Raw genomic sequence first — 24,739 nt, forward strand, 5'->3', positions numbered from 1 at the left:
CTTCAGCCGATCCGGGCAGATGCCACAGGAAAAGGGGCGCTCAGGCAAAGCCCGGCGCCCCTGGCTGAGTTTGCGATCCCTTGCGTCTCCTCCCTGCCGCTCAGGTCCGCGCTTTCGCGTTCCGAGCTTTAGCCGGCAACGCGCCGCCGCGCCCAGAAGGCACGACTGGATTCTTGTTCAACCAGGTCTGGCGAAACGCCCTGTGTGGGGGAGCCTCGGCATTCCTCTCTCCATGCGGCGGCACTTTTTTTGTTAGCGCCGTCTCGCCTTGATTACAGGGAGGACATTAGGCGATTTGTGCGGCCTGAACAATCACTCAAAAGGGTTCCGGCAGGTCTTCCGGGCAGCTGTGGCAGACAGGCAACGGTTGCGCGCATCGGCTCAGCGCTTGCCGCAAACGCGCATATCAGGTAAGGGCGCGCCAATTTTGCGGCGCAGCATGCGCTGCTGGCCAACTCCTCGAACCGATAGGCACTGCATGTCAGCCCCGCTTCCCTTGCGCAATATTGCGATCATTGCGCACGTCGACCATGGCAAGACCACCCTCGTCGACCAGCTTTTCCGCCAGTCCGGCACCTTCCGTGACAACCAGCGCATCGAAGAACGTGCGATGGACTCGAACGACCTCGAAAAGGAACGCGGGATCACCATCCTTGCGAAGCCGACTTCGATCGAGTGGAACGGCTACCGCATCAACATCGTCGACACCCCCGGCCACGCCGACTTCGGCGCCGAAGTGGAACGCATCCTCTCGATGGTCGACGGCGTCGTCCTGCTGGTGGACTCGTCGGAAGGCGCGATGCCGCAGACGAAGTTCGTCACCGGCAAGGCGCTCGGCCTCGGCCTGAAGCCGATCGTCGTCGTCAACAAGATCGACCGTCCCGACGGCCGTCACGCCGAAGTGCTGGACGAAGTGTTCGACCTCTTCGTCAGCCTCGACGCCAACGACGAACAGCTCGACTTCCCGACCCTCTACGCTTCGGGCCGCAACGGCTACGCCAGCTACGATCCGGATGCCCGCGAAGGCAACCTGACCCCGCTGTTCGAAAAGATCGTCGAGCACGTTCCGGCCCCTGACCTCGATCAGGACGCGCCGTTCTCGTTCCTAGCCACCCTGCTTGATCGCGACAACTTCATGGGCCGCGTCCTCACCGGCCGCGTCCAGTCGGGCACGCTGAAGGTCAACGATCCGATCCGCGCCATCGACATGGACGGCAAGGTCATCGAAGTCGGCCGCGCCACCAAGGTGCTGTCGTTCCGTGGCCTTGACCGCGTTCCCGTGGAAGAAGCCCGCGCCGGTGACATCATCGCGCTGGCCGGCCTCGAAAAGGCCACCGTGTCGAACACCATCGCCGATCCTTCGGTTTCCACCGCGATCCAGGCGCAGCCGATCGATCCGCCGACCCTGGCGATGCGCTTTGCCGTCAACGACTCGCCGCTCGCGGGCCGTGAAGGCGACAAGGTCACCAGCCGCATGATCCGCGACCGCCTGATGCGCGAAGCGGAAACCAACGTCGCCATCCGCGTCACCGAATCGGCCGACCGCGACAGCTTCGAAGTGGCCGGTCGCGGCGAACTTCAGCTGGGCGTCGTGATCGAAACGATGCGCCGCGAAGGCTTCGAGCTGGGCATCAGCCGTCCGCGCGTGCTGTTCGGCAAGGACGAGAAGGGTGGCCGCACCGAACCGTACGAAACCGTCGTGATCGACGTGGACGACGAATTCTCGGGCACGGTCGTCGAGAAGATGCAGCGCCGCAAGGCCGAGCTTACCGACATGCGCCCTTCGGGCGCCGGCAAGACCCGCATCACCTTCTCGGCTCCTTCGCGCGGCCTGATCGGCTACCACGGCGAGTTCCTCTCGGACACCCGCGGCACCGGCATCATGAACCGCCTGTTCGAGAAGTACGACAGCCACAAGGGTCCGATCGAAGGCCGCCAGAACGGCGTGCTGATCTCGAACGGCACCGGTGAGGCCGTGGGCTACGCGCTGAACAGCCTCGAAGATCGCGGCATCCTGTTCGTGAAGCCGCAGGAAAAGATCTACGAAGGCATGATCATCGGCGAAAACGCCAAGCCCGACGATCTCGAAGTGAACCCGATGAAGTCGAAGCAGCTGACGAACTTCCGTTCGACCGGCAAGGACGACGCCATCCGCCTCACCCCGCCCCGCGTCATGACGCTGGAGCAGGCGATCGCTTACATCGACGACGATGAAATGGTCGAAGTGACCCCACAGTCGATCCGTCTGCGCAAGGCCTACCTCGACCCGAACGAGCGCAAGAAGCAGAGCCGCAAGAAGGACGCCTGATCTCTCGGCGCCCTGGCGCCGGGATCGGACAGGATCTGAAAGCCGGATCCGGAAACATGACGGGCGACAACCGCAAGGTTGCCGCCCGTTGCCGTTTTCGGCTCTCTCCCAATCTTGTCAGATGGTCAGAACTGGAAACCCAGGGTCGCGCGGAGCGAGTGATAGTCGAAGTTCTTGTCCGAACCCTTGATCCGGGTCGAGCCCGAATCGATCAGGAATGGATTGGTTGCCGGGGCAGTGCCCGGACCCACTTCGACATTGTACTTGTTGTCGTTGTAGCGATTGTAGAGATATTCGAGGCCGAGGCTGACATTGCGGGCGACCATGATCTCGCCGCCACCGCCGGCCTGCCAACCCCAGACCATCTTGTTGTTGCGCTGCGGATCGAACGAATTCACTTCATTGGTGGTCTGGAACTGATGGTCGATCTTGGCCATCCCGCCGCCGCCGGTCACATAGAACAGCGCCCCGCCGCCGGGCGTATAGCCTGCCCGCAGACGACCGGAGACACCGTAGTCGAGCTTGCGCTGGATCGAGTAGCTCGCCGGCGTCGTGCTGAAGCCGGAGGTCGCGTCCTTTGCTTCGCTCTTGACGCCCTCGACCAGGCCGCCGAGCACGAAGTTGCCCATGCGCTTGTCATATCCGAAACGGACGCCGTACTCCGCACCGTCCTTGTCACTGCGGCACCCATCCGCCGGAGTGGCGCCGCGCGCACGGCCATTGCAGAAGCCCGGACTGAACGCATTGGCGCCGCCCGCCGTATTCACGGTGTTGTCGTAGCGGCCATCGCCATCGGTATCGAAACGCAGACTGTCGCCGCGATCGTTTCCACGAGCGGAAAGACCGCCGAAGGCCTGGATGTAAGGACCGTCGAAATGGCTGTTGCGTGCGGGCGTGTCAGTCGCCATCGGCGCGGCGGCATCCTCTTGCGCCATGGCGGGCAGAGCCGCGGCGGCAGCGGCGAGGCTCACCGCCGACGTGAGAAAGCGTAGCGTTTTCATGATAATATCCCTGTCACTATTCGTGTCTTGCCTTCCCCGAAGACTGGAGCGCCGCTTTAGTTGCCGGTCTTGCGCCGAGCCGAGGAGCAGGATGGGGCAGGCCGAAAACGCCGACCGGAAAAGGTGTGCCAGGTTCATACAAACTCGTACAAACCTGAACGAATTCTGCTGAACCTGCTTCGATCCGGTTCAGAAGCGGGGGCGTAGAAGAAACTCAACAAGGGATGAGACCCCGGCCCCTCCGGAGCACCTTCCCCGCAAGGAGTTTCGACCAATGACCTTCTTCCGTAACGCGACCATTACCGCCGCTCTTGCCGCCACCGCGCTTGCCGGCGCCACTCCGGCGATGGCCCGCGACTATCATCGCGGCAACGACAATACCGCAGCCGTCGCCATCGGCGCGGGCGTGATCGGTCTGGCTCTCGGCGCGATCATCGCCTCGAACAGCAACGATCATGACCGCGATCGCGATCGCTATTACGACAGCAGCTATGCCTATACCCCCAGCTACGGCAGCGGCTGGGAATATCGCGACGGCTGGTACTGGGACCGCGATGGCGGGCGCCACAGCCGTGACGATTACTATCGCAACCAGCGCGGCGATTATCGCCGGGGCTACGACCATGACCGTGGCGACTACCGCCGCGGCTACTGATCCCACGAGCCACCGAGGCAGGCGGACAATACCCCTCGCCGCCTGCCAGAGACGCCCGGCCATTCCTCCTGGCCGGGCGTCTTTCGTTTGCATCCCGGCGAAAGCGCGTCTCGCCTCGTCCTGTACTGAACGGAAAGTTCACCCCTAGTTCAGTGCCCCCAGGCGATCCTGACAATCCAACGTGCCCGCTGATTCCGCCGTAACTTGGTTGGCCCGGAAAGGAGTGCGATATCATGAAACTGACTTGGAAGACCCTGGGTCTGGCCACCGCCCTTGCGGCATCGGCCCTGACCGCATCGGCGCCCGCGATGGCGCGCGATTACTACGATCGGGGCGGCAACGATGCTGCCGTGGCCATCGGCGCCGGAATCATCGGCCTGGCTCTCGGGGCGGCGCTCGCCGACCGGGATGATGGTCGCTATTACGATCGCGGCTATTACGATTCCCGTCGCTACGTTACCGTGCGCGATCGGCCGGGCTATTACTATTATTATGAGGGCGCGCCCAACCGCTACTACCGCGATCGCTACTACGACCGGTACTATGCCCCCTACTACCGCGACCGTTGGGCCGGCCGGGACCGCTGGCGGGACGACCGTCGCGGCTGGCGGGACGATCGTCGTGGCTGGGGCCACGATCGCCGCTGGGATCGCGGCCGGGATGGCTGGCGGGACGATCGCCGGCGGGACTGGCGCAGGGATGACCGGCGCCGGGACGATCGCCGCAGGGATTGGCGCCGCTAGGCGACCGTCCCCAAGGCAATGAACGCAGTCGGCGGTTTTCCGCAGGTTCCCACACGCATCCGTGAAGTCCACTCGCCAATTGCAGCGAGGGAGGCTATGGGGCTGCCCACCATGGAAACCGCCGACCTGCGAATTGCCCTTTTTTCGGGCAACTACAACTATGTCCGTGACGGAGCGAACCAGGCGCTGAATCGCCTCGTCGGCTACCTTCTGCGCCAGGGCGCGCAAGTTCGCGTCTACGCGCCCGTCGTCGACAATCCCGCATTCGAACCGACCGGAGATCTCGTCGGCATCCGCGCGATGCCTATCCCAACGCGTTCGGAATACCGGATGCCCTTGTCGATAGCCGGCAAGGCGCGGCGCGATCTCAAGGAATTCGCGCCGAACATAGTCCATGTCTCGTCGCCCGATCCGGTTGGCCATCAGGCCGTGACCTGGGCCCGCAACCGCAAGCTGCCCGTACTCGCATCGGTGCACACGCGTTTCGAGACCTATCTTCGCTATTACAACATGGCCTGGGGCGAGCCGCTGATCGAGGCGATCCTGCGCCGCTTCTACCGCCGCTGCGACGCCCTGGTGGCGCCTTCGGAATCGATGGCGCAGCTCCTGCGCGAGCAGCGCATGAACTACGACGTGTCGATCTGGTCACGCGGGGTCGATCGCGAGATCTTCAACCCCGACCGGCGGGACATGGCGTGGCGTCGCAGCCACGGCATTGCCGATCATGAGGTCGTGGTCGGCTTCCTCGGCCGGCTTGTCATGGAAAAGGGTCTCGACGTGTTTTCCGACACGCTTGACGACCTGCGCCGCCGCAACGTCGCGCACCGGGTTCTCGTGGTCGGCGAAGGCCCTGCCCGCGAATGGTTCGAGGCACGCCTTCCGCAGGCTGCCTTCGTCGGTTTCCAGCAAGGCACGGACCTCGCCCGCGCGGTCGCCGGCATGGACATGCTGTTCAACCCCTCGGTCACCGAAACCTTCGGCAATGTCACGCTGGAAGCCATGGCCTGCCGCCTGCCGGTCGTGGCCGCCGCCGCAACCGGCAGCCAGAGCCTGGTCAGCGATCACGCTTCCGGCAGGTTGATCCCGCCCGGCGCGATCCACCAGTTCGCCGAAGCGCTCAAGGCCTATATCGAAAGCCCTGCCCTGCGCGAAAGCCACGGCCTGGCCGGCGAAGCCCGCGCTCTCGAATTCAGCTGGGACCGCATCAACCAGGCCGTCGCCGATACGTATGTCCGCCTGATCCGGCAGCGTACGAAGCGCTGACCGGCCCCCGCGCGCCCGTCAGGCCAGTACCCGGCGCGTCCGCATCCTGACGGCATACCAGAGCAGGAACACCGCCACGGCCCAGATGGTCGCCGTCAGCGCAATGCTGCCGGCGCCCTTCATCATGTCGGGCACGTCGGATAGGAAGGGATAGAGCTGGTTCACCGCAAGCCCGAGCAGCGAGATCGTGAAGGCCGCGACGGCCCAGCGCGAACGCAGCAGCAGGAGCAGCGATCCCGCCAGCCCACCCCAGACACCGAGCGCCCAGGTCACCACGGTCCAGGTCGGCGCGGCGTCCAGCCAGTCGATCATCTCCGGCGATAGAGGCGCCATCCACTGCGGGTTGCGCGTCACGGTCATGGCGAAATCGGTACAGCCGAAGGCATTCCACAGCAGCGAGACGAGGCCTACCACCCACAACTGCCAAGGCGCCCTGACGCGCGTGGATCCGATCATCTCCCGTCCCTTTCGTCCCGTTTTATGGACAGGCAGGCTACTCCTGCCGCCGAACCGATGCAATTGCGCGCCATAATCGCTAGATAGCTCCCATGGCCGACCTTTTCGCCGACGATCTTCCGCCCTCCCCCGCGCCTGACGCCCCGCGCGAGGATGCCCCGCTCGCCGACCGCCTGCGGCCGCGCACGCTTGCCGACGTCGTGGGACAGGAACACCTGACCGGGCCGGAAGGACCGATCGGCCGCATGGTCGCGGCGGGCCGCCTGTCCTCGATGATCCTCTGGGGTCCGCCCGGCACCGGGAAGACCAGCATCGCACGCCTGCTCGCCGATGCGGTGGGCATGCGCTTCACCGCCGTCTCCGCGGTATTTTCGGGCGTGGCAGACCTCAAGAAGGCATTCGCCGAAGCGGATCTCGCCGCGCGGGCCGGCCAGCGCACGCTGCTGTTCGTGGACGAGATCCACCGCTTCAACCGCGCCCAGCAGGACGGCTTTCTTCCGTTCGTCGAGCGCGGGACCGTCACTCTTGTCGGCGCCACGACGGAGAACCCCAGCTTCGCACTCAACGCCGCGCTGCTCAGCCGCGCGCAAGTGCTGATCCTGCACCGGCTCGGCCCCGAGGCGCTCGGTGCATTGCTCGACAAAGGCGAAGCGCTCGAAGGCGCGCTTCCGCTCGATGGCGATGCGCGTGCCGCGCTGGTGGCATCGGCCGACGGGGACGGACGCTTCCTGCTCAACCAGGCCGAGACGCTCTATTCCGCGAAAATCCCCGAGCCGCTCGATCCGGCCGGACTGGGCCAGTTCCTGCAACGCCGCGTGGCGGTTTACGACAAGGACCGGGACGGGCACTACAACCTCATCTCCGCGCTTCACAAGTCGCTGCGCGGCTCCGATCCGCAAGCCGCGCTCTACTACATGGCGCGAATGCTGACGGCGGGCGAAGAGCCTCTTTACGTGCTGCGCCGCCTCGTGCGCTTCGCCAGCGAGGACGTGGGACTGGCCGATCCGCAGGCGCTGGTCCAATGCCTTGCGGCCAAGGATGCCTACGAATTCCTCGGCTCTCCCGAAGGCGAACTGGCGATCGTGCAGGCCTGCCTCTACCTCGCCACGGCGCCGAAATCGAACGCGGCCTACACCGCGTTCAAATCCTCGTTCAAGAGCGCCCGCGAAACCGGCTCCCTCGCCCCGCCCGCCAATATCCTCAACGCGCCGACCAAGCTGATGAAGGACATCGGCTACGGCAAGGACTATGCCTACGACCATGACGCGCCTGACGGTTTTTCGGGCGACGACTACTGGCCCGAAGACATGGCACCGCAGACCTATTACCAGCCGGTGGAACGCGGGTTCGAACGGGAAATCCTCAAGCGCCTGGAATGGTGGGACCGAAAGCGCGCCGAACGCCGCGCGGAATAGGGCAAACTCATGCCGCGCTTCCGGCATTTCATGGGAATCGACTGGTCCGGTGCACTGGGACCGCGGCAAAAGGGCATCGCGGTGGCTCTTTGCGGACTGGAAGGCCCGCCCGTCCTGCTGCGTCCGCAAGGTCATGTCCACTGGTCCCGCGAGGATGCGCTTGACCTCCTGCAACGGGGCCTGCCGGAAAACACGCTCATCGGCCTGGACCTTGGCATCTCACTTCCCTTCGCCGATGCAGGCGCGTTCTTTCCCGGCTGGCCGGCAAGCCCTCCCGATGCCCGCGCGCTATGGGCGCTGGTCGATGCCATCTGCGCGACTGACGGCCATTTCGCGGCGACCAGTTTCGTCGATCACCCGGAACTCAGCGCATTCTTCCGCCGTCACGGCGGCCGGGAAGGCGTGCACTTCCATCTGCCGGATGCGCCGGATCGAAGAGGGCGCATGCGCGTGACCGAACGGGCGCAGGCACGCGCCGGCTGCCGGCCCTACTCCAACTTCAACCTGGTCGGAGCCGCGCAAGTCGGCAAGTCCAGCCTCACCGGCATGCGGCTGCTGCACCGCCTTGGCAGATCCCTGCCGGTATGGCCGGTCGATCCGCTCCCGAAGGCGGGATCGGTGGTCACCGAAATTTACACGACCCTCGCTGCCGTCGCCGCAGGACGCCCAGCGGGCCGGGCCAAGATGACCGACCATGATGCGCTGAACGGCGCCCTTGCGGGACTTGGCTCTCCGCCGGTCGAGGGCCATGGCCCGATAGACGATCACAGCGCCGATGCACTCCTCACCGCCGCCTGGCTACGCATCGCCGCCCCGCGCGCGGACTTGTGGAAACCCACTGATCTTACGGAGGAACTGGCCCGTACCGAGGGCTGGACCTTCGGCGCGCCTTAGCTCACAACCTGCGCCATCGGGGCCCGGCGAGATTTCGAACGCCATGGCCCCCAACATGACTGACAGGGACTGCCCCGCTATGAAGAACACGCTGCTGGCAGGCATTGCCTGCCTTGCCCTCGGCCTCGGCGCGCAAATGCCTTCCGCCTTCGCCGCACCCGCAGCCACATCGGCGGCCGCCGAACTCGGCAAGCCGGCAACGCCGTGGAAAGCCTTCGTCAACCGCACCATCGAGGCCTGGATGGCCCAGGACCCTTCTTTCGCGGTCTATCAGGGCGCTCACCAGTTCGACGGCAGGCTTCCTGACTGGAGCCCCGCGGGCCTCAAGGCTAGAGGGGATTTCCTTCGCAAGGTGATCGCGCAGGCCGGCGCTTTCAACGCCCTTTCCGCCGAAGACCGGTTCGAGCGCGATTATCTGGTGCAGGTGGCCAAGGGGCAGTTGTTCTGGCTGGAAGACGCCGACAAGCCCCATACCAATCCCGGTTACTACATCGAGAACGGCCTCGACCCGAACGTCTACGTGAGCCGCGGCTATGCCGACAAGCCTACCCGCATGAAAGCCATGATCGCCTTCTTCAAGGCCGTACCCAAGGCTGCTGCCCAGATTCGCGGCAACCTGAAGACGCAGATGCCCGCCAGCTTCATCAAGCTCGGGGTCGCAGGCTTCGGCGGTTTTGCGGAGTATTATCGCGGCGATGCCCGAACCGCCTTCGCCGACGTGAAGGACGCAAGGCTGCAGGCGGAATTCAGGACCAGTTCCGAAGCGGCCGCGAAATCCATGCAGGATCTGGCAGATTGGCTCGGCAAGGCAAAGCCGACGCAGGACTTCGCATTGGGCGCGGCCCGCTTTTCCCGGATGGTGGCCGCCACCGAGGCGGTGGACGCGTCACTGGATGAACTGGAGGCGGTGGGGCGCGCCGATCTCAAACGCAACCAGGATCTCCTCAAGGCCGCCTGCGCGGAATATGCGCCGGGCAAGGACATCCAGGGCTGCTTCGACAAGATGCGCGCCGACAAGCCGGAAGGTGGCCCCGTTGCCGCAGCGCGCCTGCAGATTCCTGAACTGACCGCCTTCGTGCGGCAGCACGACATCGCCACTATACCCGGCACCGAACAGGCCCTCGTCGAGGAAAGCCCGCCCTACAACCGCCAGAACTCCGCCTATATCGATCCGGCCGGTCCGCTGGAAAAGGGCATCCCCTCCGTCTATTATATCTCGCCGCCCGACCCATCGTGGTCCCAGCAGATGCAGCAGGACTATATCCCCGGTAAGGACGACCTGCTGTTCACCTCGGTCCACGAGGTGATGCCCGGCCATTTCCTGCAATTCCTGCATTCGAACCGCTCGCCTTCCTGGGTAGGGCGCCTGTGGGTCGGCTACGCCTTCGCGGAGGGCTGGGCGCACTATGCCGAGGAAATGATGTGGGACGCCGGGCTCGGAAACGGAGACGCGGGGGTCCACGTCGGCCAGCTTTCCAATGCCCTGCTGCGCAACTGCCGCTATCTGTCGGCCATCGGCCTGCATGCGCGGGGCATGACACAGGAACAATCCAAGCGCATGTTCATGGACGAATGCTATCAGGACGAAGGCACGGCCGAACAGCAGGCCGCGCGCGGCACATACGACCCGGCCTACCTCAACTACACGCTCGGCAAGCTGATGATTCGCAAGTTGCGCGAAGACTGGACAGCCACGCGTGGCGGCCGCACTGCGTGGAAGCCGTTCCATGACGAATTCCTGAGCTACGGCGGCCCACCGGTCCCGCTCGTCCGTCAGGCAATGATGAAGGAAGCCGCGCCGCACGCGGTATTCTGAGCCTGAACGCAGATAGATACAAAAGCACTGGACCGGCGCCCCTCCCTCGCGGTAAGGGCGCCGGACTTGTTTCGCGCATCGCACATCGCCGACGCGCCGGGCCGGCTTAGCTCAGTTGGTAGAGCACCTGATTTGTAATCAGGGGGCCACGGGTTCGAATCCTGTAGCCGGCACCACTCACTATTCCCAACCTTGCCCCAAGTGGCCCCTAGATGACCGGCGCCATCGCCTGCGCGACCGTGCTGGCGAAGCGCCAGGGCGCGTGTTGATGTGGCGCGCTACGCCGACGATCAGCCTTCTCATGCCGGATGAGCCAGTGTGGAAGCGAGCGGTCAATCGCTTCCGGGGTTAGGCGGCGTGGACAAGTTCGGTGTAGCCACGGCCGCAGCCAAGAGCCGTCAATTCAAGAAGGCGAGGCGACGGAATATGTCGATATTTCCAACCGAGCCGCCGCCGAAGGGATGGCTTTGGCTACGGCCCCGAAGGGGTTGGTCTGTCGAACTTGTCCACGCCGCCTAGGCTGACCTTCAGCTTGATAAGCACCGCATTGGTCATGCAGGCACTTGCCGCACCGAACAGCTACTGGTTGCCGGCTTCGAGATATTCCTTGACGATGTTCGACATGTCGAACGAGGCACCGCCCTGGACGGGCGGATAGGCGGAAAGTGTTTTCAGGTGCTCTTGCATGAGCGCGCTCATCGGCTGGATCAGCCAACTGACTTTCTGCAGGAGATGTCCGTAGCTGTCCGAGTTGTCATAACTCTCGAAGGGGTCCATGCGGATGTTGAAGAAGAGCGGCACGGTGCGCGGAATGACGTTGGCGTAGTAGTCCTCTTTCGTAGAGAAATGCATTTTCCACACCCCCATACGCACCGCTGTGAGCTTGCTTTCGTAGTAATGGAAGATGTGGCTGCGCGCCGATTTCTTGGTTTGTCCGGTCCAGTACGGGAGGTTGTTGACTCCGTCGATGTACTGCTTCTTCTGGCTCAGCATTCTGCTTGCGACATCGGGCACCCCGGCGACCGCTGAAAGGGTGGTGAACATGTCCTGGTGCCCCTGGATGCCGTTGAGTTCGACACCCTGCGGGAGGCCTTGCGGCCAGCGCACCATCGAGATTACACGCACACCTCCTTCATAGGTGGTCATTTTCTCGCCACGGAAGGGCGTGGTACCGCCATAGGGCCAAGAGGAATGTTCCGGGCCGTTGTCGGTCGAATACCAGACCAGCGTGTTGTCGAGCATACCCTGCTGTTCAAGCCATTGCAGTACGAGGCCGATGTCGTGGTCGTGCTGCTTCATGCCCGAGCCGTGAAAGTCGGCTTCGCTGGTGTCCTCTTCGGCGGCGTAGCGCCATTCGTCGTTGAGGCGCGTGTACAGGTGCATGCGGCTGGTATTGAGCCAGACAAAGAACGGCTCGTTATCCGCCTTTGCAGCGCCCATGAATGCCAACGCCTTGGGGATTACCTCTCCCGCATCGAAGTTCTTCATGCGTTCCTGCGTGAGCGGGCCGGTGTCTTCAATGGTCTGCTTGCCCACCTTTCCGAAGCGCGGATCGACTGCGGCATCGTCCTTGGCTGTGGCACGGCAGTGGAGGACGCCTCGTGTGCCGAAGCGCTTTTCATATGTTTCCAGATCGCCCGAGAAATCCTTGCCGAAACGCTCATAATCGCGCTGCTCGGACTCCTCCTGGGTGTTAAGATGGTAGAGGTTGCCAAAGAACTCGTCGAAGCCGTGAACGGTAGGCAGGTGCTCGTTACGGTCGCCGAGATGGTTCTTGCCAAACTGGCCAGTGCGGTATCCCGCCGACTTCATGACCTCGGCAAGGCAGGGCGAAGCCGCCTGGAGGCCGAGCGCGGCACCCGGCTGGCCCACTGTCGTCATGCCTGAGCGGATCGGATACTGACCGGTAATGAAGGCCGCGCGTCCTGCAGTGCAGGAAGGTTGCGCGTAGTGGTCAGTAAACTTGATCCCTTCCTTGCCGATCCGATCGATATTGGGGGTGCGGTAACCCATGATGCCCATGCCGTAGGCCGAAACGTTCTGCCACCCGATGTCATCGCCCCATATAACGAGGATGTTCGGGCGCCTGCCGGAAACCGTCTGTGCCTGGGCCGGGTTCGAACCGATCAACGAGGATAGTGCCGGAGTCGCGGCCAGCATGCTCGATCCCAGCAGCAGCTTGCGGCGTGAGAGGCGGCTGTCGGCACCAGCCTCCATCCCATTATCGACCCTGTTCAATCCATCCTAGTCTTCGTGATTCATGAATATCCCCTTGCCTCAATGGATGCACAGGCGCGGCTGCCCAACGCTCCATTCACACTGCCAGAATTTCCGGATCCAGGGTTTGTCCCACTGCGGGAAACCCTGAATCCGGATCAAATGGAAAGATGCAGGCGCGGATGATGTCGCCCGTGGTGGAGTCGTCAGTCGTGGCCCTTGCTCATGAACTGTTCGACCACGTTGGACATGTCGAAGCTCTTGCCGCCCTGTACCGGCGGGTACTTGGCGAGCGTCATGAGGTGGTCCTTCATCATTTCGCCCATAGGCCCGGTCTGCCAGGAGACCTTCTGGATGAGGTGCCCGTAGCTGTCCGAGTTGTCGTAGCTCTCGAAGGGGTCCATGCGGATGTTGAAGACCAGCGGCTTCGAGCGGCCGACCATGTTCCCGTAGTAGTCCTCGTTGGTCGAGAAGTGCCACTTCCACGGGCCCATGCGCATCGAGGTGAGCTTGGATTCATTGTAGTGGAACACGTGGTTGCGCGCCGAGTCCTCAGCCTCGCCCTTCCAGTAGGGTAGGTTGTTCACGCCGTCGATGTACTGTTGCTTCTCTTCCATGACCTTCTCGGCCACGTCCTCTACCCCGGCTGCGGCGGCGAGTGTGGTGAACATGTCCTGGTGGCACTGGATGCCGTTCTTGAGCTGCAGCGGCTCGATCACGCCGGGCCACTTGAGCATCGAGATGACGCGCACGCCGCCTTCGTAAGTGGTCATCTTCTCGCCGCGCCAGGGCGTCGTCGCGCCGTGCGGCCATGAGGAATGCTCGGGGCCGTTGTCTGTCGAGTACCAAACGATGGTATCTTCATCGAGCCCGTTTTCCTTCAGCCAATCAAGCACGATGCCCACGTCATGGTCGTGCTGCAGCATGCCCGAGCCATGGAGGTCGGCTTCCGAGGTGTATTTCTCGGCCGCATAGCGCCACTTGTCGTTGAGGCGCGTGTAGAGGTGCATGCGGCTGGTGTTGAGCCAGACGAAGAACGGCTCATCGCTGTCCTTCGCCTTCTTCATGAATTCGAGCGCGGGAGGAATGAACTCCTTCTCGTCGATCTCGTGCATGCGCTCCTGGTGAAGCGGCCCGGTGTCGACGATCTTCTGTTTGCCCACCTTGCCGAAGCGGGGGTCTTCGGTGGGATCGTCTTCCTCGGTCGCCCACGAGTGGATTACGCCGCGCGCGCCGAACTTCTTCTCGTATTCCTCGAGGCTACCCGCGTAAGCCTTGGCGAAGGCCTGATAGTCGCGCTGCTCGTCTTCTTCCGACACGTTGAGGTGGTAGAGGTTGCCGAAGAATTCCTCGAAGCCGTGATTGGTCGGCAGATGCTCGTTGCGATCGCCGAGATGGGATTTGCCGAAGTGGCCGGTGCGGTAACCCGCGGCCTTGAGCACTTCGGCAAGGCACGGCGAGGTTTTCTGCAGGCCGAGCGGGTCTCCCGGTTGCCCCACCGTCACCATGCCCGAGCGGATCGGGTACTGGCCGGTGATGAAGGCCGCACGGCCCGCCGTGCAGGACTGCTGGGCATAGTGGTCGGTAAAACGGATACCGCCATAGCCGATGCTGTCGATGTTGGGCGTGGTGTATCCCATTGTTCCCAGGCCGTAAGCGCTGACATTTTGCCAGCCAATGTCGTCACCCCAGATGACAAGGATATTGGGACGCTTTGCCATAATTTCCAACTCCACGCGTGGTGTGAAAAACGGGCTTCCCATGAGAATAGAATCGGTCTCGTGAAATGCCGAACATCAGGCCCCATGTGCTAAGGCATCACCTGGGGGCGAGGGATCGGGGTTATCCCTGAGATATCAGCGGGGTTGTCCGCGCATCGGTAATGCAGCTCTACTTTGCCGCAAGGATGGCCAATCGCGCGCGACCATCTCAAATATAGTAGAATTCAGATATCGCCGGCCTCATGTCCAAAGCGGACACCACCGTTTCTTGCGGATGTTATGAATGGGCAAATCCCCGAGCGCGGCGTCGATCTGCCCGATACTAGGTCGAAAGCGCTCTCGGAATATCCAACCGCAGCCGACGATTTCGGGCGCGGCAATGGCTTTTTCCCATGCCCTCTGCAGAGCGCATCACTGCCGGCGCTGCAGGCTTCTTCCGTCGCTGAAATATCCGCCGAACTTGCCAGGCACATGCGCACCGGACATCTTCCGGCTCGCATGCCTTGCGCAGCCTACGCTATCGACCGCGAAAGCCGGCCGCGCCAGTTTGTCAGCGCGGCCTTGATTGCGGCGCAAACCGGCGGCTCCCAGTAGTTCGCAATGACCCAGGCCACGAAGATCGCGACGCCGGAGCCAATCAGGAACGCCCACGTCGCGTTGAAGCCGATCAACCCGAGGCCGTACATGGCCGCACCCACGACCGTAGTATGGCTGAGATAGAGCGGATAGGTCAGCTTACCGAGCCCGGTCATCCATCCGGAACGCGCGGTGGATGCGTTTGCCAGCGAATCTGCCATGACCCAAACCGCAGCGCCCCAAAGGCACAGCGGAGCAACGCTGTTGTAGCTCACAACGGTCAAGGTCTTGCTGTTGAGGACGATCTCGATGGCGCCCAGCGATACCGCGAGCGGCATGAAAATCCGAGTTGCCAGCGTCGCGCGCTGTTCCGAGCGCAACCACATGAAAATGCCAAGGGCGAAGAACGAACCGAAGCGCAGAAGCAGCGCCCGTTCCACGGGAACGTAGAATTCCACGCCGCCAAGCGCCAGTATGGTCCAGATCGTGGACCACAGCGTCAGCCCCACCGCCACTTGCTCAAGGGAAACGCGCTTCTGCATCGTCCAGAGCGCGACCAGGCCATAAAACACGATCTCTACGCCCAGGGTCCAGAAGACCGGGTCGATCCACTGACCTTTCGGCAGCAGCACCATCGATTTGATGACCATCAATGGCCAACCCGCCGGTAATGCCCCGGTCAGATAGAGAAGGACCGCGGCAAGCGGCGCACACAGGATAGCCGCAGGATAAAGGCGCGAGGCGCGCCCGATCACGAACTTCGCAGGCCCACGTCCGAATGCAGAATTGGCGATCACGATGCCGGATATGACGAAGAAGATTTCCACGCCGACCCAGCCCGGCCCGCCATATTGAGTGAAAAAGGAAACGGGGCCGGACATATGCGCAATTTTGGCCGGAAACTCCTCGGGCCGAAACCAGGCCTTCGTCGCCATGTGGTGGATCAGAACCAGGCAGGCCGCAACGAACCGGATCAAATCTATGGCGTTGTAATACTTGCGCATTCTGCTCAGGCACCCCTGCGAGAAAAAAAGGGGTCAGGCAGATATCGCCAGTCGCTCCCCTTTCCCGCGGTATCGCCAAGCTACCAACCCATTGCAACAATTTAACTACAATTTGCGCCAGATCGAAGGTTTTCTGCGAAGTTTGACCAAAATAAGAGCCGAATTGATCTTTTCCGTGAAGGGCCCTCTGGCCGCGGCTTTCGAAGCGGACAACCAGTGTCCCGCCTGGTAATTCGGCTCCGCGCTCTGCACCGCCACAGCGATATCGTTTTTCAGTATGTCCGATTATATAACATATAGAAAATCGGGGCTGGGAAGTGTGAAAAGTGAACATATAGTCCGGCCGCCATCCATTGGGGGGTGGAGGGGGGCTTTCATGATTTCTCGCATTAAGCGAATTTTCTGCATTTTCGACCGGCACAGCCGAGGCAACAAGACCCGATGGACGGGAATCGAGTATGAAAGCGAGTGCCTTCACTGCGGCACCGGCATTCGGCGGATCAAGCGCGGAACCTGGAGAAGCCGGGCCTGAACCCGCCTGAACGGGATCGATCCCGGCGGCAGTGTGGTGGTCTGACGGGTCTGGTGGCGAAGCTTGCCCGGAAGGAGGAGAACAGGCAGCCACTTCCTTCAGACGGGCCTAGGTTGAAGTCGCTAGGCGTTCGAAACCCTGCGCTAGCATCGGTTGCGGAAGATCGTGCCCATGGAAAGCCACGAACTCCCGCAGGATGAACCGCCGCCATGCAATCTGACCGCTTATGGGCGGCGCCGGCAGAGCCGCCTTCATGTACGACTCCCCGCAAGGCTCGTCACGCTCGGGAGTACACATCAGGCGGTGCTGCTCGACCTGTCGGCCTCAGGCGCCAGACTGCACGTCCAGGCTCAACTCAGGACCGGATGCGAAGTGGTCGTCGAATGGGCAAAGCGTCATATCCTCGGCCATGACGCGCCGGGCCATGAAGGATTCGGGGAAGTGATCTGGTGTCGCTCAAACCATTGCGGCATCGCGTTCTTTGAACCGCTGCCCTTGCAGATCGTGCTCGCCACACGCCTCGTCGATGACTGCGAGCACCTTCCGCCGGCCACGCATGCCCCGCGCAAGATGGCCGTTTGAAGCGCCGGTTCAGACCGGGACCGGCTGGGTCAGCGCGATTTCTCCGAAGTAGCGGGCAAGCCGGTCAACCGCCTGGTCCGTCAGTTCGATGAACGCTCGTCTGCGATCGTTCTCGTCACAAACACGCTGGAACAGGCCCGCCTCCACCAGTTGGCCGATCCAGCGCAGCGCTGTAGTGGGCGGGACGGCCGAAGCGATACAGAGCGAGGTGACCGACACCTGTTTGCCTTCGGCCCGCGCGGCGGCAAGATCCAGCAGCATATCCCAGGCAGGGTCTGCGAACAGGTCTCCCTCGATGAAGCGAGCGCGCAACTGGCGCTGCCGGATGATCCTGCGCAGCATGCGCGCGTCGGACAAGAAGGAAGGGTCCTTCGCCGCGTAAGGAGGGCCATTGCCCGCGAAATCCGGGGCCTCGGCAGAAGCGCCCGATCGCCCTGCCCGCGCCGGTCCTGCAGGCGCCAGCCTGTCCATATGGCCGGCGATCTGCCCGACCTGCTCGCTCAGACGAAGCAGCATCAAGCGATCGTCTTCAGACAATTCACGCAGCCGGGCAGCGGGGAAACCGGCCATGACCTGCCCCAATGCGATCACCCGCTCCGCGCGGTTGGGATCGACCAGCAGCACCGGCATCGACATGTCCATGCAGGCGAATACCTCATCCAGCATCTCGACGCTGGTGGATACGATCAACCGCGTGTCACCGCCCGCTGCACGCAGGTCCAACCGTGCGAGCGCCGCCAGGGTTGCAGCATCGATGACGGGGCAATCGAGCATGACGACATCGCCGAGCGAGCGCCCCTCCGCGGCCGGTAGATCGCCGAGTGATCCAGCGAAAGCGACGTGGAGGCCGGCACCCGCGGCATCTTCCTGCATGGTCGAGCGCAAGTGTGCCCGATCCGCAAAGATTGATAGTGAAACCGATCTTCCTCCGGACACGTCTTGCGACGTTCCATAGGAAAAATCGGTGGCATCGGTGTTCCACATGACCGTTCGCCCCATTCCAACAATCAGGAACAGGAGTAGAACGAAGCCATCGATAGTCAAGAAACGCGGCTATTAAATCCTTGTCACCAACCGGAAAGTTCCCGATTAACAAGCGCTTGCAGCATCTCCATGCCCGACGCACCATCATTCAGGCAGGACAGTACGGCCATCTCGCGGCGTCCGGCCTCCTCGAAGACCTCCCTGCCCCGAATCGCCAGTTCCTCCAGCGTTTCCACGCAGTCTGCCGAGAAGCCCGGCGCCGCTACGGCGATGCGGGTCGTGCCCGCTTTCGCCTCTGCCGCCAGCACGTCTTCGGTGGACGGCTCCAGCCACTTTGCCCTGCCGAAGCGCGACTGGAAGCTCGTTTCAATCCGTAATCCCGGAACGCGCAGATTCAGGCGTTCGGTCAACAGGCGCGAGGTCTCGCGGCAGTGCCAGTGGTAGGGATCGCCGAGATCCGCGGTTCGCTGGGGCATTCCGTGGTAGGACAGCAGAAGCACTTCCGGCACGAAGTCCAGCCCCCCGATCTGACGGACCAGATCATCCTCCAGCGCGCCGATATAGGCGGCATCGCCGAAATAGGGCGGCAGGGTGCGGATCGCGGGCTGCCAACGCATCGCGCGCAGCGCCTCGCCCAGCCTGTCCATCACCGAGGCCGTCGTCGCCCCCGAGTATTGGGGATAGAGCGGCGCGACGAGTATCCGGTCGCAGCCTGCATCCTTCATCGCCTGCAGACGCGCGGGAATGGCAGGATTGCCGTAGCGCATCGCCCAGTCGACCTTCGCGCGAGTCCCCAGCAAGGCCTGAAGCCCGGCCGCCTGCGCGGCGGTGATCGCAGCGAGCGGCGAGCCCTTGTCGGTCCAGACCTGGCGATAGGCCTGAGCGGACTTGGCAGGCCGGGTCCGCAGGATCGCCCCGTGCAGGATCGGCTTCCAGGCGATGGCCGGAATCTCCACGACGCGCGGATCGGAGAGGAACTCCGCGAGATAGCGACGGACTGCGGCAGGGGTGGCAGCGTCGGGCGTGCCGAGGTTGACCAGCAGCACGCCGATCTCGCCCGCGGCGGCGGAATTTCTGTCTTGGGGGGGCATCACATGTCCTCGGCAAAAAGCGGAAGGCGGCGGAATCGCAATCCCGTAGCCGAATAGAGTGCGTTGGCGACAGCCGGGGCGACCACGGCTACGCCCAGTTCCCCCGGATCGGCAGGATCGTCGGTGCTTTCGATGAAGTCCACCTCTATGGCAGGGCAGTCAGCCAGCGTCGGCAGGGAAAGGTCGGCCAGCCGTTCGCTGTCAGGCCTGCCTCCCGTATAGTTGGGACTGCATCCCAGCGCGAGGCCGAGACCGAAGACCAGCCCGCCCTCGATCTGTTGCCGGGCAATATCGAGGTTCACGATGCGGCCGATGTCGGCAACGGCGCTGAGCTTGTCCACCCGCACCCCGTTCTCGTCACGCCGGGCCGAGGCGACCACGGCGATGCGCCCCTCCCCGATCAGGTGGCACGCGATGCCTTGCCCGCTGTTGTCCCCGCCGCCGCCCCATTGCGCAAGCCCCGCCGCGCGCTGAAGGCATTCGGCAAGGCGCGGATCGTGCCCCAGCATGGCCATGCGATAGGCCAGGGGCTCGCGTCCGGCGCGGTGCGCCAGTTCATCCACGAAGCTCTCGTTGAAGAAGGCGGTATAGCCATGGGCATTACCGCGCATCCGCCCGGACGGAAGACCGATATTGGCGGGCACATGGTCGACAGCCAGGCTGGGCACTGCATAGGCCGGGACCGCACCTTCCAGCGCCATCGGATCGGCGACATCGGCCACCGCGTCGAGTGCACCGAACGAGGCTTCGCCGGAGAAGAACCGACGCCCGAACTCCCGCGCGGTAGCGGGCACGGCGATGCGGGCGCGCCAGCCTGCCACGCCCCCTTCCGCGTCGGTTCGCGCCGCCATGACCGCCACGGCCGGCGTGCGCGGATAAGCCGCGAAATGGTCCTGCCGCCGCGAGAGTGTGAGTTGCACCGGGCGGCCGGCCTCCTTCGCCAGCAGCGCGACTTGTGCGGCGTGGGCGCATTCCAGCCGCCGGTCGAAGCTGCCACCGATCGGCATCGGATAAAGGACGACATCCGCCGCACGCAGTCCCAGCGCGGTAGCGGCGGCTTCGCGCGCCGCCTCGGGCGCCTGGGTGCCGATCCAGAGTTCGAGGCGGCCATTCTCGAAGCGCGCCGTGGCGCTCCCGGTCTCGATCGCAGCATGGACGGCCGGGGCGACCTCGTAGCGGATCTGCACCGGCAAGCCCCCCTCGATCGCCGCCATGTCGCCCTCTGCGTGAAGGCGGGTGGGCGTGCCCATGCGCATGGCCTCGTCCAGCGCATTGTCGGCCTCGCTGCTGTCACTTCCGCGGGCGACGCGAAAGCGCGGCCTGGCGCGGTCAAGCGCGGTTTCGGCAGTCCACCAGTCGCCCGCCAGCGCGGCGATCCAGTCAGGCCCGCGCACGAAACGGCTGAAACCCTTGAGGCCCTTCCCCGCGCTTTCGTCAAAGCCCGAGAGTTCCGCCTTGCCGATGGGCGCGTGGCGGATCGCCGCGCGCAACATGTCCGGCAGGCGCACGTCTCCGGCAAAAGTCCACGATCCATCGACCTTGGACGGCAGGTCGAGGCGGGGCCAGCGCAAAGGAGCACCGGGCGGAAACTCTCCGGGCTTCTCCGCCATGGCATCCGCGCGCAGGGGCGGCGGATCGGGCGGGGAGAACCCTGCTGCCTCGGCGGCGAGCGGCCCGAAGGGCAAGCGCTTGCCCTCATGCAGGACAAGGCCGTTCGCCGCTTCGCATTGTTCCGGGGCAACGCCCCAGCGGGCAGCCGCCGCCTGCACGAGCAGCGCGCGGGCCGAAGCGGCGGCGGCGCGGGCCGGACCCTCGTATGCGGCCAGCGAGGTGCCGTCGGCTGTGACGTTGAAACGATGGTCCTGCGCAAAGCGGCGCGCGGCGAAGCCATCGGGATTCTCGGCGATCTCCGGCAACAACGGGAGCCAGAGCGGCGCCCATTTCGCGGCGAGCACGGCATTGGCGTAGATCGCGCTTACAGGCGCGGGCTCGACGGCCACCTGCCGCCAGTCGGCGCCCAGTTCGTAGGCCACCACTTGCGGCAACAGCGTGGTTATTCCCTGCCCCATTTCCACCTGGGGCACGGCCACGCTCACCACCCCGTCAGCGGCGATCTTGATCCAGGCCCCGAACGCATATTCGTCCCGGCCCGGTTCCAAGGGCATCGGAAAGCGGCGCGGGCGCAGGAGATATCCGACTGCGAGCCCGCCGCCTGCCAGCGCGCCGATCAGGACACCCCGGCGCGTGACCGCCATCAGGGGCGGTCCAGCCAATCGGCGACCTTGAGCGCAAGCCCCGCGAAAGCCTCTGCTTGCGGCCCCTGTCCGGCGGCCGGAGGCGTGCCTGCGTCGCTTTCACGCCGGATCGCGATATCGAGCGGGATACGGCCGAGGAAGGCCTTGCCCATCTCCGCGGCAGCAGCCTCGGCCCCGCCAGCGCCGAAGGGGTCGCTCACTTCGCCGCAATGGGGGCAGGCATATCCGGCCATGTTCTCCACCACGCCGACGATCGGCACCCCGCTCTTCTCGAACAGTTCGATGGCGCGGGTCGCGTCCATGAGGGCAAGGTCCTGCGGCGTGGACACGATGACCGCGCCCGCCGGCTTGAACTTCTGGAGCATGGTCAACTGGACGTCGCCGGTACCGGGGGGCAGGTCGACGACGATGATTTCGGCGTTGTCCCAGTGCCCTTCGAGCAGTTGGGTCAGCGCACCTGCAACCATCGGCCCGCGCCAGGCGATCGCCTGCCCCGGCTCCAGCAGATTGGCCATCGACAGCACCGGCACCCCAAAGGCGCTGGCGATCGGGACCAGCCGGCTTTCGTGCGCCACCGGACGCTGCCCCTCGATGCCGAGCAACCGCGCCTGCGACGGCCCGTAGATGTCCGCATCGACCAGCCCCACCTTGCGCCCCATGCGCGAAAGCGCGACCGCCAGGTTTGCGGCCAGCGTCGACTTGCCGACCCCGCCCTTGCCCGAGCCCACCGCGAGAATGCGCTGCACCGGCTTTTCGGCCGTGATCGCCACGCGCACGTCGGCGACGCCCGGCTTGCCTTCCAGCGCACCGGATACGATCTGCTCAAGCCCGGCGCGGTCCTGCACGGAAAGGCCGGTGGCATCGATCACGACGCTCGCCCTGCCGTCGGCGAGCCGCAACGACTGCACTCTGCGAGCCACCTCCGGCGGCAGGAGCGCTTTCAGTCGATCGGCATCCGGGCTTGTCATTTCGTCCTTTCACATGATGGTGAATTTGCCGCTCAGGTGAAGCAGTCGAGGAAAAAGGGCAAGAGAGGCACTGTTTTTGTGCGAATAGCGCACCTATAGATAAGCCTATGAAAGCTATTGGTGGTGCAATCACGCGCGCAGGCCTCGCCATGACCGGACGTCAAAGCCCTTGGGGCGGCGGCGGAAATGACGGCAATGGTCCTGCGGGAGAACCCGGCGAAGGCGGCAACGAAGGCGTGCCCGAGGGTCAGGACGAAGGCCGTAACGACGAGCCTTCAGGCGAAGCCCCCGGCAGCAGGGGCGAACAGGGCAAGCCGCCGGAAAGCCGTCCCGATGATCGCAAGGGCCCTCGCAACCCGTGGCTTCCCAGCGGCAGTGAAACCCCGCCGCGCCGCTCCGCCGGCATCGAGGACATCTTCCGCCCGCGCGATCCGCGCCGCCCCGGCGGCGGAGGCGGCGGCTTCGGACCCGGCGGCGGATTCCCCAACTTGCCGCGCCGCCCCGACGGCAAGTCGTGGCTGCCGCTCGGCATCGGCATCGCGGTTGCCGCGATGCTCGGCATCTCCATGGTCCACATGCTCGGCCCCAAGGAGCAGGGCATCGTTTCGCGGCTGGGCCAGTATTCCCGCACGATCGATTCCGGCCTTTCGCTCACCCTCCCCTGGCCGATCGAACAGGTCGACGTGAAGGACGTGCGTTCGTTCACCGTCTACACGATCCCAGAGGGCGAGGGCGAAAAGCTGATGCTGACGGGCGACAAGAACCTCGTCGATCTCAGCTATCTGGTGCGCTGGAACATCAAGAACCTGAAAGACTACACCTACCGTCTCGCCGATCCTGACGAAACGGTGCGCGAAGTGGCGGAAGCGGCAATGCGCGCGTCTATCGGCCAGATCACGCTGAACGAGACGCTGTCCGGCGCCGGCCGCGCCGTGGTCGAGCAGGACGTGCGCGACCGGACCCAGCGCATTCTCGATTACTATCGCTCGGGCGTCTCGATCCAGGGCGTGGAAATCAAGAAGGCCGATCCCCCGGCCAAGACCAAGGAAGCGTTCGACCAGGTCAACGTCTCCCAGCAGGAAGCGGACCGCGATCGCTCCAAGGCTCGTGCCTGGGCGCAGCAGACGCTTGCCCGCGCCCAGGGCGAGGCCGCCTCGTTCGACAAGGTCTATGAACAGTACAAGCTCGCGCCCGAAGTGACCAAGCGCCGCATGTACTACGAAACGATGGAGCGGGTGCTGCGCGACAACGACACCGTCGTCGCCGAAGCCAAGAACATGAACACGTACCTCCCCCTTTCCGAGATGAAGCGCCGGGCCCCGGTCGCCGAGGAAACCGTGGTTGCCGCGCCCGCGCCGGCCGCCACCGTCGACGCATCCAAGGGAGGCCAGTGATGAATCGCCTCTGGCAGGACTACAAGGCCGCCTGGTTCCTGGGCGGGGCCGCCGTTGTCGGGCTGATGCTCAGCATGATCGTGGTGCCGGAAACGGAGCAGGCGGTCATCGTTCGCACCGGCAGGCCCATTGCGGTGTACAACCCCTATGTGCCCAAGGCCGACTACGGCCAGACCGGCGCGGGCGTTCACTTCCGCATTCCGATGGTGGACCGCGTGATCCGCATCGACAAGCGCCTGCTGTCCGTGGACATGCAGCAGCAGCAGGTCCTCTCGACCGACCAGCTTCGCCTGAACGTCGATGCCTATGCGCGCTATCGCATCATCGATCCGGTCAAGATGGTCGAAACCGCGGGCACCAGCGAACGCGTGACCGAACAGCTCGAACCGATCCTTTCCTCGGTGCTTCGCCAGGAACTGGGCAAGCGCACGTTCCAGTCGCTGCTGACCGCCGAACGCGGCAAGGCGATGGAGAACATCCGCGACGGGCTCGACCGCGAGGCGCGCGAATATGGTGCGCAAGTCGTCGACGTGCGGATCAAGCGCGCGGATCTTCCCGAAGGCGCGCTCGAAAGCGCCTTCACCCGCATGCAGGCCTCGCGCGACGAGGAAGCCAAGACGATCACCGCGCAGGGCCAGAAGGACGCGCAGATCATTCAGGCCGACGCGGAAGCGCAGGCCTCGAAGATCTATGCGGCCGCCTTCGGCAAGGACCCGCAATTCTACGATTTCTACCGCTCCATGCAGAGCTATGGAATTTCGTTCGCCAAGGGAGAGGCCGGGAAGACCATCCTGCTTTCTCCCGACAATGCCTATCTCAACCACTTCAGGGAACCGTGACCGGCGCGAAGCGCTTGAAAGGCCG

19 protein-coding genes and 1 tRNA gene are annotated in these 24,739 nt (G+C 64.1%); 11 read left to right on the forward strand and 9 right to left on the reverse strand.

All coding sequences use genetic code 11. From position 1 onward, the window contains the following. Positions 1-478: 478 nt before the first annotated feature. The gene (typA, locus tag U9J33_RS16925) at positions 479-2,308 is read left to right on the forward strand and encodes a translational GTPase TypA (protein WP_054439562.1); all 1,830 of its coding nucleotides are present in this window, start codon (positions 479-481) and stop codon (positions 2,306-2,308) included. Positions 2,309-2,433: 125 nt separating this feature from the next. On the opposite strand, the gene U9J33_RS16930 is transcribed toward typA, so the two are convergent. After that, positions 2,434-3,309, reverse strand: a complete 876-nt coding sequence (locus U9J33_RS16930) for an outer membrane protein (RefSeq protein ID WP_054439561.1) — start codon at positions 3,307-3,309, stop codon at positions 2,434-2,436. A gap of 274 nt (positions 3,310-3,583) precedes the next feature. Here U9J33_RS16930 and U9J33_RS16935 point away from each other — a divergent pair, with 274 nt between their 5' ends. From U9J33_RS16935 to U9J33_RS16945, 3 genes are all read left to right on the forward strand, one after another. Next, on the forward strand, positions 3,584-3,964 hold the full coding sequence (locus U9J33_RS16935; protein ID WP_324696904.1) for a hypothetical protein: 381 nt from the start codon (positions 3,584-3,586) through the stop codon (positions 3,962-3,964). A 233-nt stretch (positions 3,965-4,197) separates the two neighbouring features. Next, on the forward strand, positions 4,198-4,707 hold the full coding sequence (locus U9J33_RS16940) for a hypothetical protein (RefSeq protein ID WP_054439558.1): 510 nt from the start codon (positions 4,198-4,200) through the stop codon (positions 4,705-4,707). A 111-nt stretch (positions 4,708-4,818) separates the two neighbouring features. Further along, positions 4,819-5,970 (forward strand): glycosyltransferase family 4 protein, encoded by a 1,152-nt coding sequence (locus U9J33_RS16945; RefSeq protein ID WP_185998940.1) that lies wholly within the window; start codon positions 4,819-4,821, stop codon positions 5,968-5,970. Between the two features lie 18 nt (positions 5,971-5,988). Here U9J33_RS16945 and U9J33_RS16950 read toward each other — a convergent pair whose 3' ends face one another. Then, complete coding sequence (locus U9J33_RS16950; RefSeq protein WP_054439557.1) at positions 5,989-6,426, reverse strand: hypothetical protein; 438 nt, start codon at positions 6,424-6,426, stop codon at positions 5,989-5,991. Between the two features lie 92 nt (positions 6,427-6,518). Between U9J33_RS16950 and U9J33_RS16955 the strand changes: the two genes are divergently transcribed. From U9J33_RS16955 to U9J33_RS16970, 4 genes are all read left to right on the forward strand, one after another. Beyond that, complete coding sequence (locus U9J33_RS16955; RefSeq protein ID WP_054439556.1) at positions 6,519-7,841, forward strand: replication-associated recombination protein A; 1,323 nt, start codon at positions 6,519-6,521, stop codon at positions 7,839-7,841. Between the two features lie 30 nt (positions 7,842-7,871). Further along, entirely contained in the window at positions 7,872-8,735 is an 864-nt protein-coding gene (locus U9J33_RS16960) for a hypothetical protein (protein ID WP_324696908.1), read from the forward strand. A gap of 79 nt (positions 8,736-8,814) precedes the next feature. Next, positions 8,815-10,551 (forward strand): DUF885 domain-containing protein, encoded by a 1,737-nt coding sequence (locus tag U9J33_RS16965; protein WP_420719890.1) that lies wholly within the window; start codon positions 8,815-8,817, stop codon positions 10,549-10,551. A 100-nt stretch (positions 10,552-10,651) separates the two neighbouring features. Next, a tRNA-Thr gene (locus U9J33_RS16970) sits at positions 10,652-10,727 on the forward strand. Positions 10,728-11,130: 403 nt separating this feature from the next. Here the strand turns inward: U9J33_RS16970 and U9J33_RS16975 are convergent. The 3 genes from U9J33_RS16975 to U9J33_RS16985 all read right to left on the reverse strand — a co-directional run bounded on the left by U9J33_RS16975 (position 11,131) and on the right by U9J33_RS16985 (position 16,069). Then, positions 11,131-12,768 (reverse strand): arylsulfatase, encoded by a 1,638-nt coding sequence (locus U9J33_RS16975; protein ID WP_324696910.1) that lies wholly within the window; start codon positions 12,766-12,768, stop codon positions 11,131-11,133. Positions 12,769-12,974: 206 nt separating this feature from the next. Continuing rightward, on the reverse strand, positions 12,975-14,489 hold the full coding sequence (locus tag U9J33_RS16980; protein WP_324696912.1) for an arylsulfatase: 1,515 nt from the start codon (positions 14,487-14,489) through the stop codon (positions 12,975-12,977). Positions 14,490-15,001: 512 nt separating this feature from the next. Then, positions 15,002-16,069, reverse strand: coding sequence for an acyltransferase family protein (locus U9J33_RS16985; protein WP_185998640.1), 1,068 nt, complete (start codon positions 16,067-16,069; stop codon positions 15,002-15,004). Between the two features lie 703 nt (positions 16,070-16,772). Here U9J33_RS16985 and U9J33_RS16990 point away from each other — a divergent pair. Continuing rightward, entirely contained in the window at positions 16,773-17,183 is a 411-nt protein-coding gene (locus U9J33_RS16990) for a PilZ domain-containing protein (protein ID WP_185998639.1), read from the forward strand. Between the two features lie 9 nt (positions 17,184-17,192). Here U9J33_RS16990 and U9J33_RS16995 read toward each other — a convergent pair whose 3' ends face one another. The 4 genes from U9J33_RS16995 to U9J33_RS17010 all read right to left on the reverse strand — a co-directional run bounded on the left by U9J33_RS16995 (position 17,193) and on the right by U9J33_RS17010 (position 22,481). Continuing rightward, complete coding sequence (locus U9J33_RS16995; RefSeq protein ID WP_324696916.1) at positions 17,193-18,056, reverse strand: winged helix DNA-binding protein; 864 nt, start codon at positions 18,054-18,056, stop codon at positions 17,193-17,195. Positions 18,057-18,250: 194 nt separating this feature from the next. After that, a complete protein-coding gene (gene hemH, locus U9J33_RS17000; RefSeq protein WP_324696918.1) occupies positions 18,251-19,258 on the reverse strand; it encodes a ferrochelatase in 1,008 nt (335 codons plus the stop codon). Next, on the reverse strand, positions 19,258-21,513 hold the full coding sequence (locus U9J33_RS17005; RefSeq protein WP_324696920.1) for a molybdopterin cofactor-binding domain-containing protein: 2,256 nt from the start codon (positions 21,511-21,513) through the stop codon (positions 19,258-19,260). Before U9J33_RS17005 ends, hemH begins: the two co-directional genes overlap by 1 nt. Beyond that, positions 21,513-22,481 carry an Mrp/NBP35 family ATP-binding protein gene (locus U9J33_RS17010; RefSeq protein WP_324696922.1) on the reverse strand — a complete coding sequence of 323 codons (969 nt, stop codon included), beginning with the start codon at positions 22,479-22,481 and terminating at the stop codon, positions 21,513-21,515. The genes U9J33_RS17005 and U9J33_RS17010 overlap by 1 nt, the downstream gene beginning before the upstream one ends. 149 nt (positions 22,482-22,630) lie before the next feature. Between U9J33_RS17010 and U9J33_RS17015 the strand changes: the two genes are divergently transcribed. After that, positions 22,631-23,875 carry a protease modulator HflK gene (locus U9J33_RS17015; RefSeq protein ID WP_324696924.1) on the forward strand — a complete coding sequence of 415 codons (1,245 nt, stop codon included), beginning with the start codon at positions 22,631-22,633 and terminating at the stop codon, positions 23,873-23,875. Further along, positions 23,875-24,714, forward strand: a complete 840-nt coding sequence (gene hflC, locus U9J33_RS17020) for a protease modulator HflC (RefSeq protein WP_054439538.1) — start codon at positions 23,875-23,877, stop codon at positions 24,712-24,714. Before U9J33_RS17015 ends, hflC begins: the two co-directional genes overlap by 1 nt. The last annotated feature ends 25 nt before the right edge of the window (positions 24,715-24,739 follow it).

Source organism: Novosphingobium sp. RL4, from assembly GCF_035658495.1.
In the GTDB taxonomy this organism is placed as follows: domain Bacteria; phylum Pseudomonadota; class Alphaproteobacteria; order Sphingomonadales; family Sphingomonadaceae; genus Novosphingobium.

What these genes read in the sequence shown, in the direction of transcription:
- typA (WP_054439562.1), top strand. Translation starts at nt 479, where the DNA reads ATGTCAGCCCCGCTTCCCTTGCGCAATATTGCGATCATTGCGCACGTC.
- U9J33_RS16930 (WP_054439561.1), bottom strand. Translation starts at nt 3,309, where the DNA reads ATGAAAACGCTACGCTTTCTCACGTCGGCGGTGAGCCTCGCCGCTGCC.
- U9J33_RS16935 (WP_324696904.1), top strand. Translation starts at nt 3,584, where the DNA reads ATGACCTTCTTCCGTAACGCGACCATTACCGCCGCTCTTGCCGCCACC.
- U9J33_RS16940 (WP_054439558.1), top strand. Translation starts at nt 4,198, where the DNA reads ATGAAACTGACTTGGAAGACCCTGGGTCTGGCCACCGCCCTTGCGGCA.
- U9J33_RS16945 (WP_185998940.1), top strand. Translation starts at nt 4,819, where the DNA reads ATGGAAACCGCCGACCTGCGAATTGCCCTTTTTTCGGGCAACTACAAC.
- U9J33_RS16950 (WP_054439557.1), bottom strand. Translation starts at nt 6,426, where the DNA reads ATGATCGGATCCACGCGCGTCAGGGCGCCTTGGCAGTTGTGGGTGGTA.
- U9J33_RS16955 (WP_054439556.1), top strand. Translation starts at nt 6,519, where the DNA reads ATGGCCGACCTTTTCGCCGACGATCTTCCGCCCTCCCCCGCGCCTGAC.
- U9J33_RS16960 (WP_324696908.1), top strand. Translation starts at nt 7,872, where the DNA reads ATGGGAATCGACTGGTCCGGTGCACTGGGACCGCGGCAAAAGGGCATC.
- U9J33_RS16965 (WP_420719890.1), top strand. Translation starts at nt 8,815, where the DNA reads ATGAAGAACACGCTGCTGGCAGGCATTGCCTGCCTTGCCCTCGGCCTC.
- U9J33_RS16975 (WP_324696910.1), bottom strand. Translation starts at nt 12,768, where the DNA reads ATGGAGGCTGGTGCCGACAGCCGCCTCTCACGCCGCAAGCTGCTGCTG.
- U9J33_RS16980 (WP_324696912.1), bottom strand. Translation starts at nt 14,489, where the DNA reads ATGGCAAAGCGTCCCAATATCCTTGTCATCTGGGGTGACGACATTGGC.
- U9J33_RS16985 (WP_185998640.1), bottom strand. Translation starts at nt 16,069, where the DNA reads ATGCGCAAGTATTACAACGCCATAGATTTGATCCGGTTCGTTGCGGCC.
- U9J33_RS16990 (WP_185998639.1), top strand. Translation starts at nt 16,773, where the DNA reads ATGGAAAGCCACGAACTCCCGCAGGATGAACCGCCGCCATGCAATCTG.
- U9J33_RS16995 (WP_324696916.1), bottom strand. Translation starts at nt 18,056, where the DNA reads ATGCAGGAAGATGCCGCGGGTGCCGGCCTCCACGTCGCTTTCGCTGGA.
- hemH (WP_324696918.1), bottom strand. Translation starts at nt 19,258, where the DNA reads ATGCCCCCCCAAGACAGAAATTCCGCCGCCGCGGGCGAGATCGGCGTG.
- U9J33_RS17005 (WP_324696920.1), bottom strand. Translation starts at nt 21,513, where the DNA reads ATGGCGGTCACGCGCCGGGGTGTCCTGATCGGCGCGCTGGCAGGCGGC.
- U9J33_RS17010 (WP_324696922.1), bottom strand. Translation starts at nt 22,481, where the DNA reads ATGACAAGCCCGGATGCCGATCGACTGAAAGCGCTCCTGCCGCCGGAG.
- U9J33_RS17015 (WP_324696924.1), top strand. Translation starts at nt 22,631, where the DNA reads ATGACCGGACGTCAAAGCCCTTGGGGCGGCGGCGGAAATGACGGCAAT.
- hflC (WP_054439538.1), top strand. Translation starts at nt 23,875, where the DNA reads ATGAATCGCCTCTGGCAGGACTACAAGGCCGCCTGGTTCCTGGGCGGG.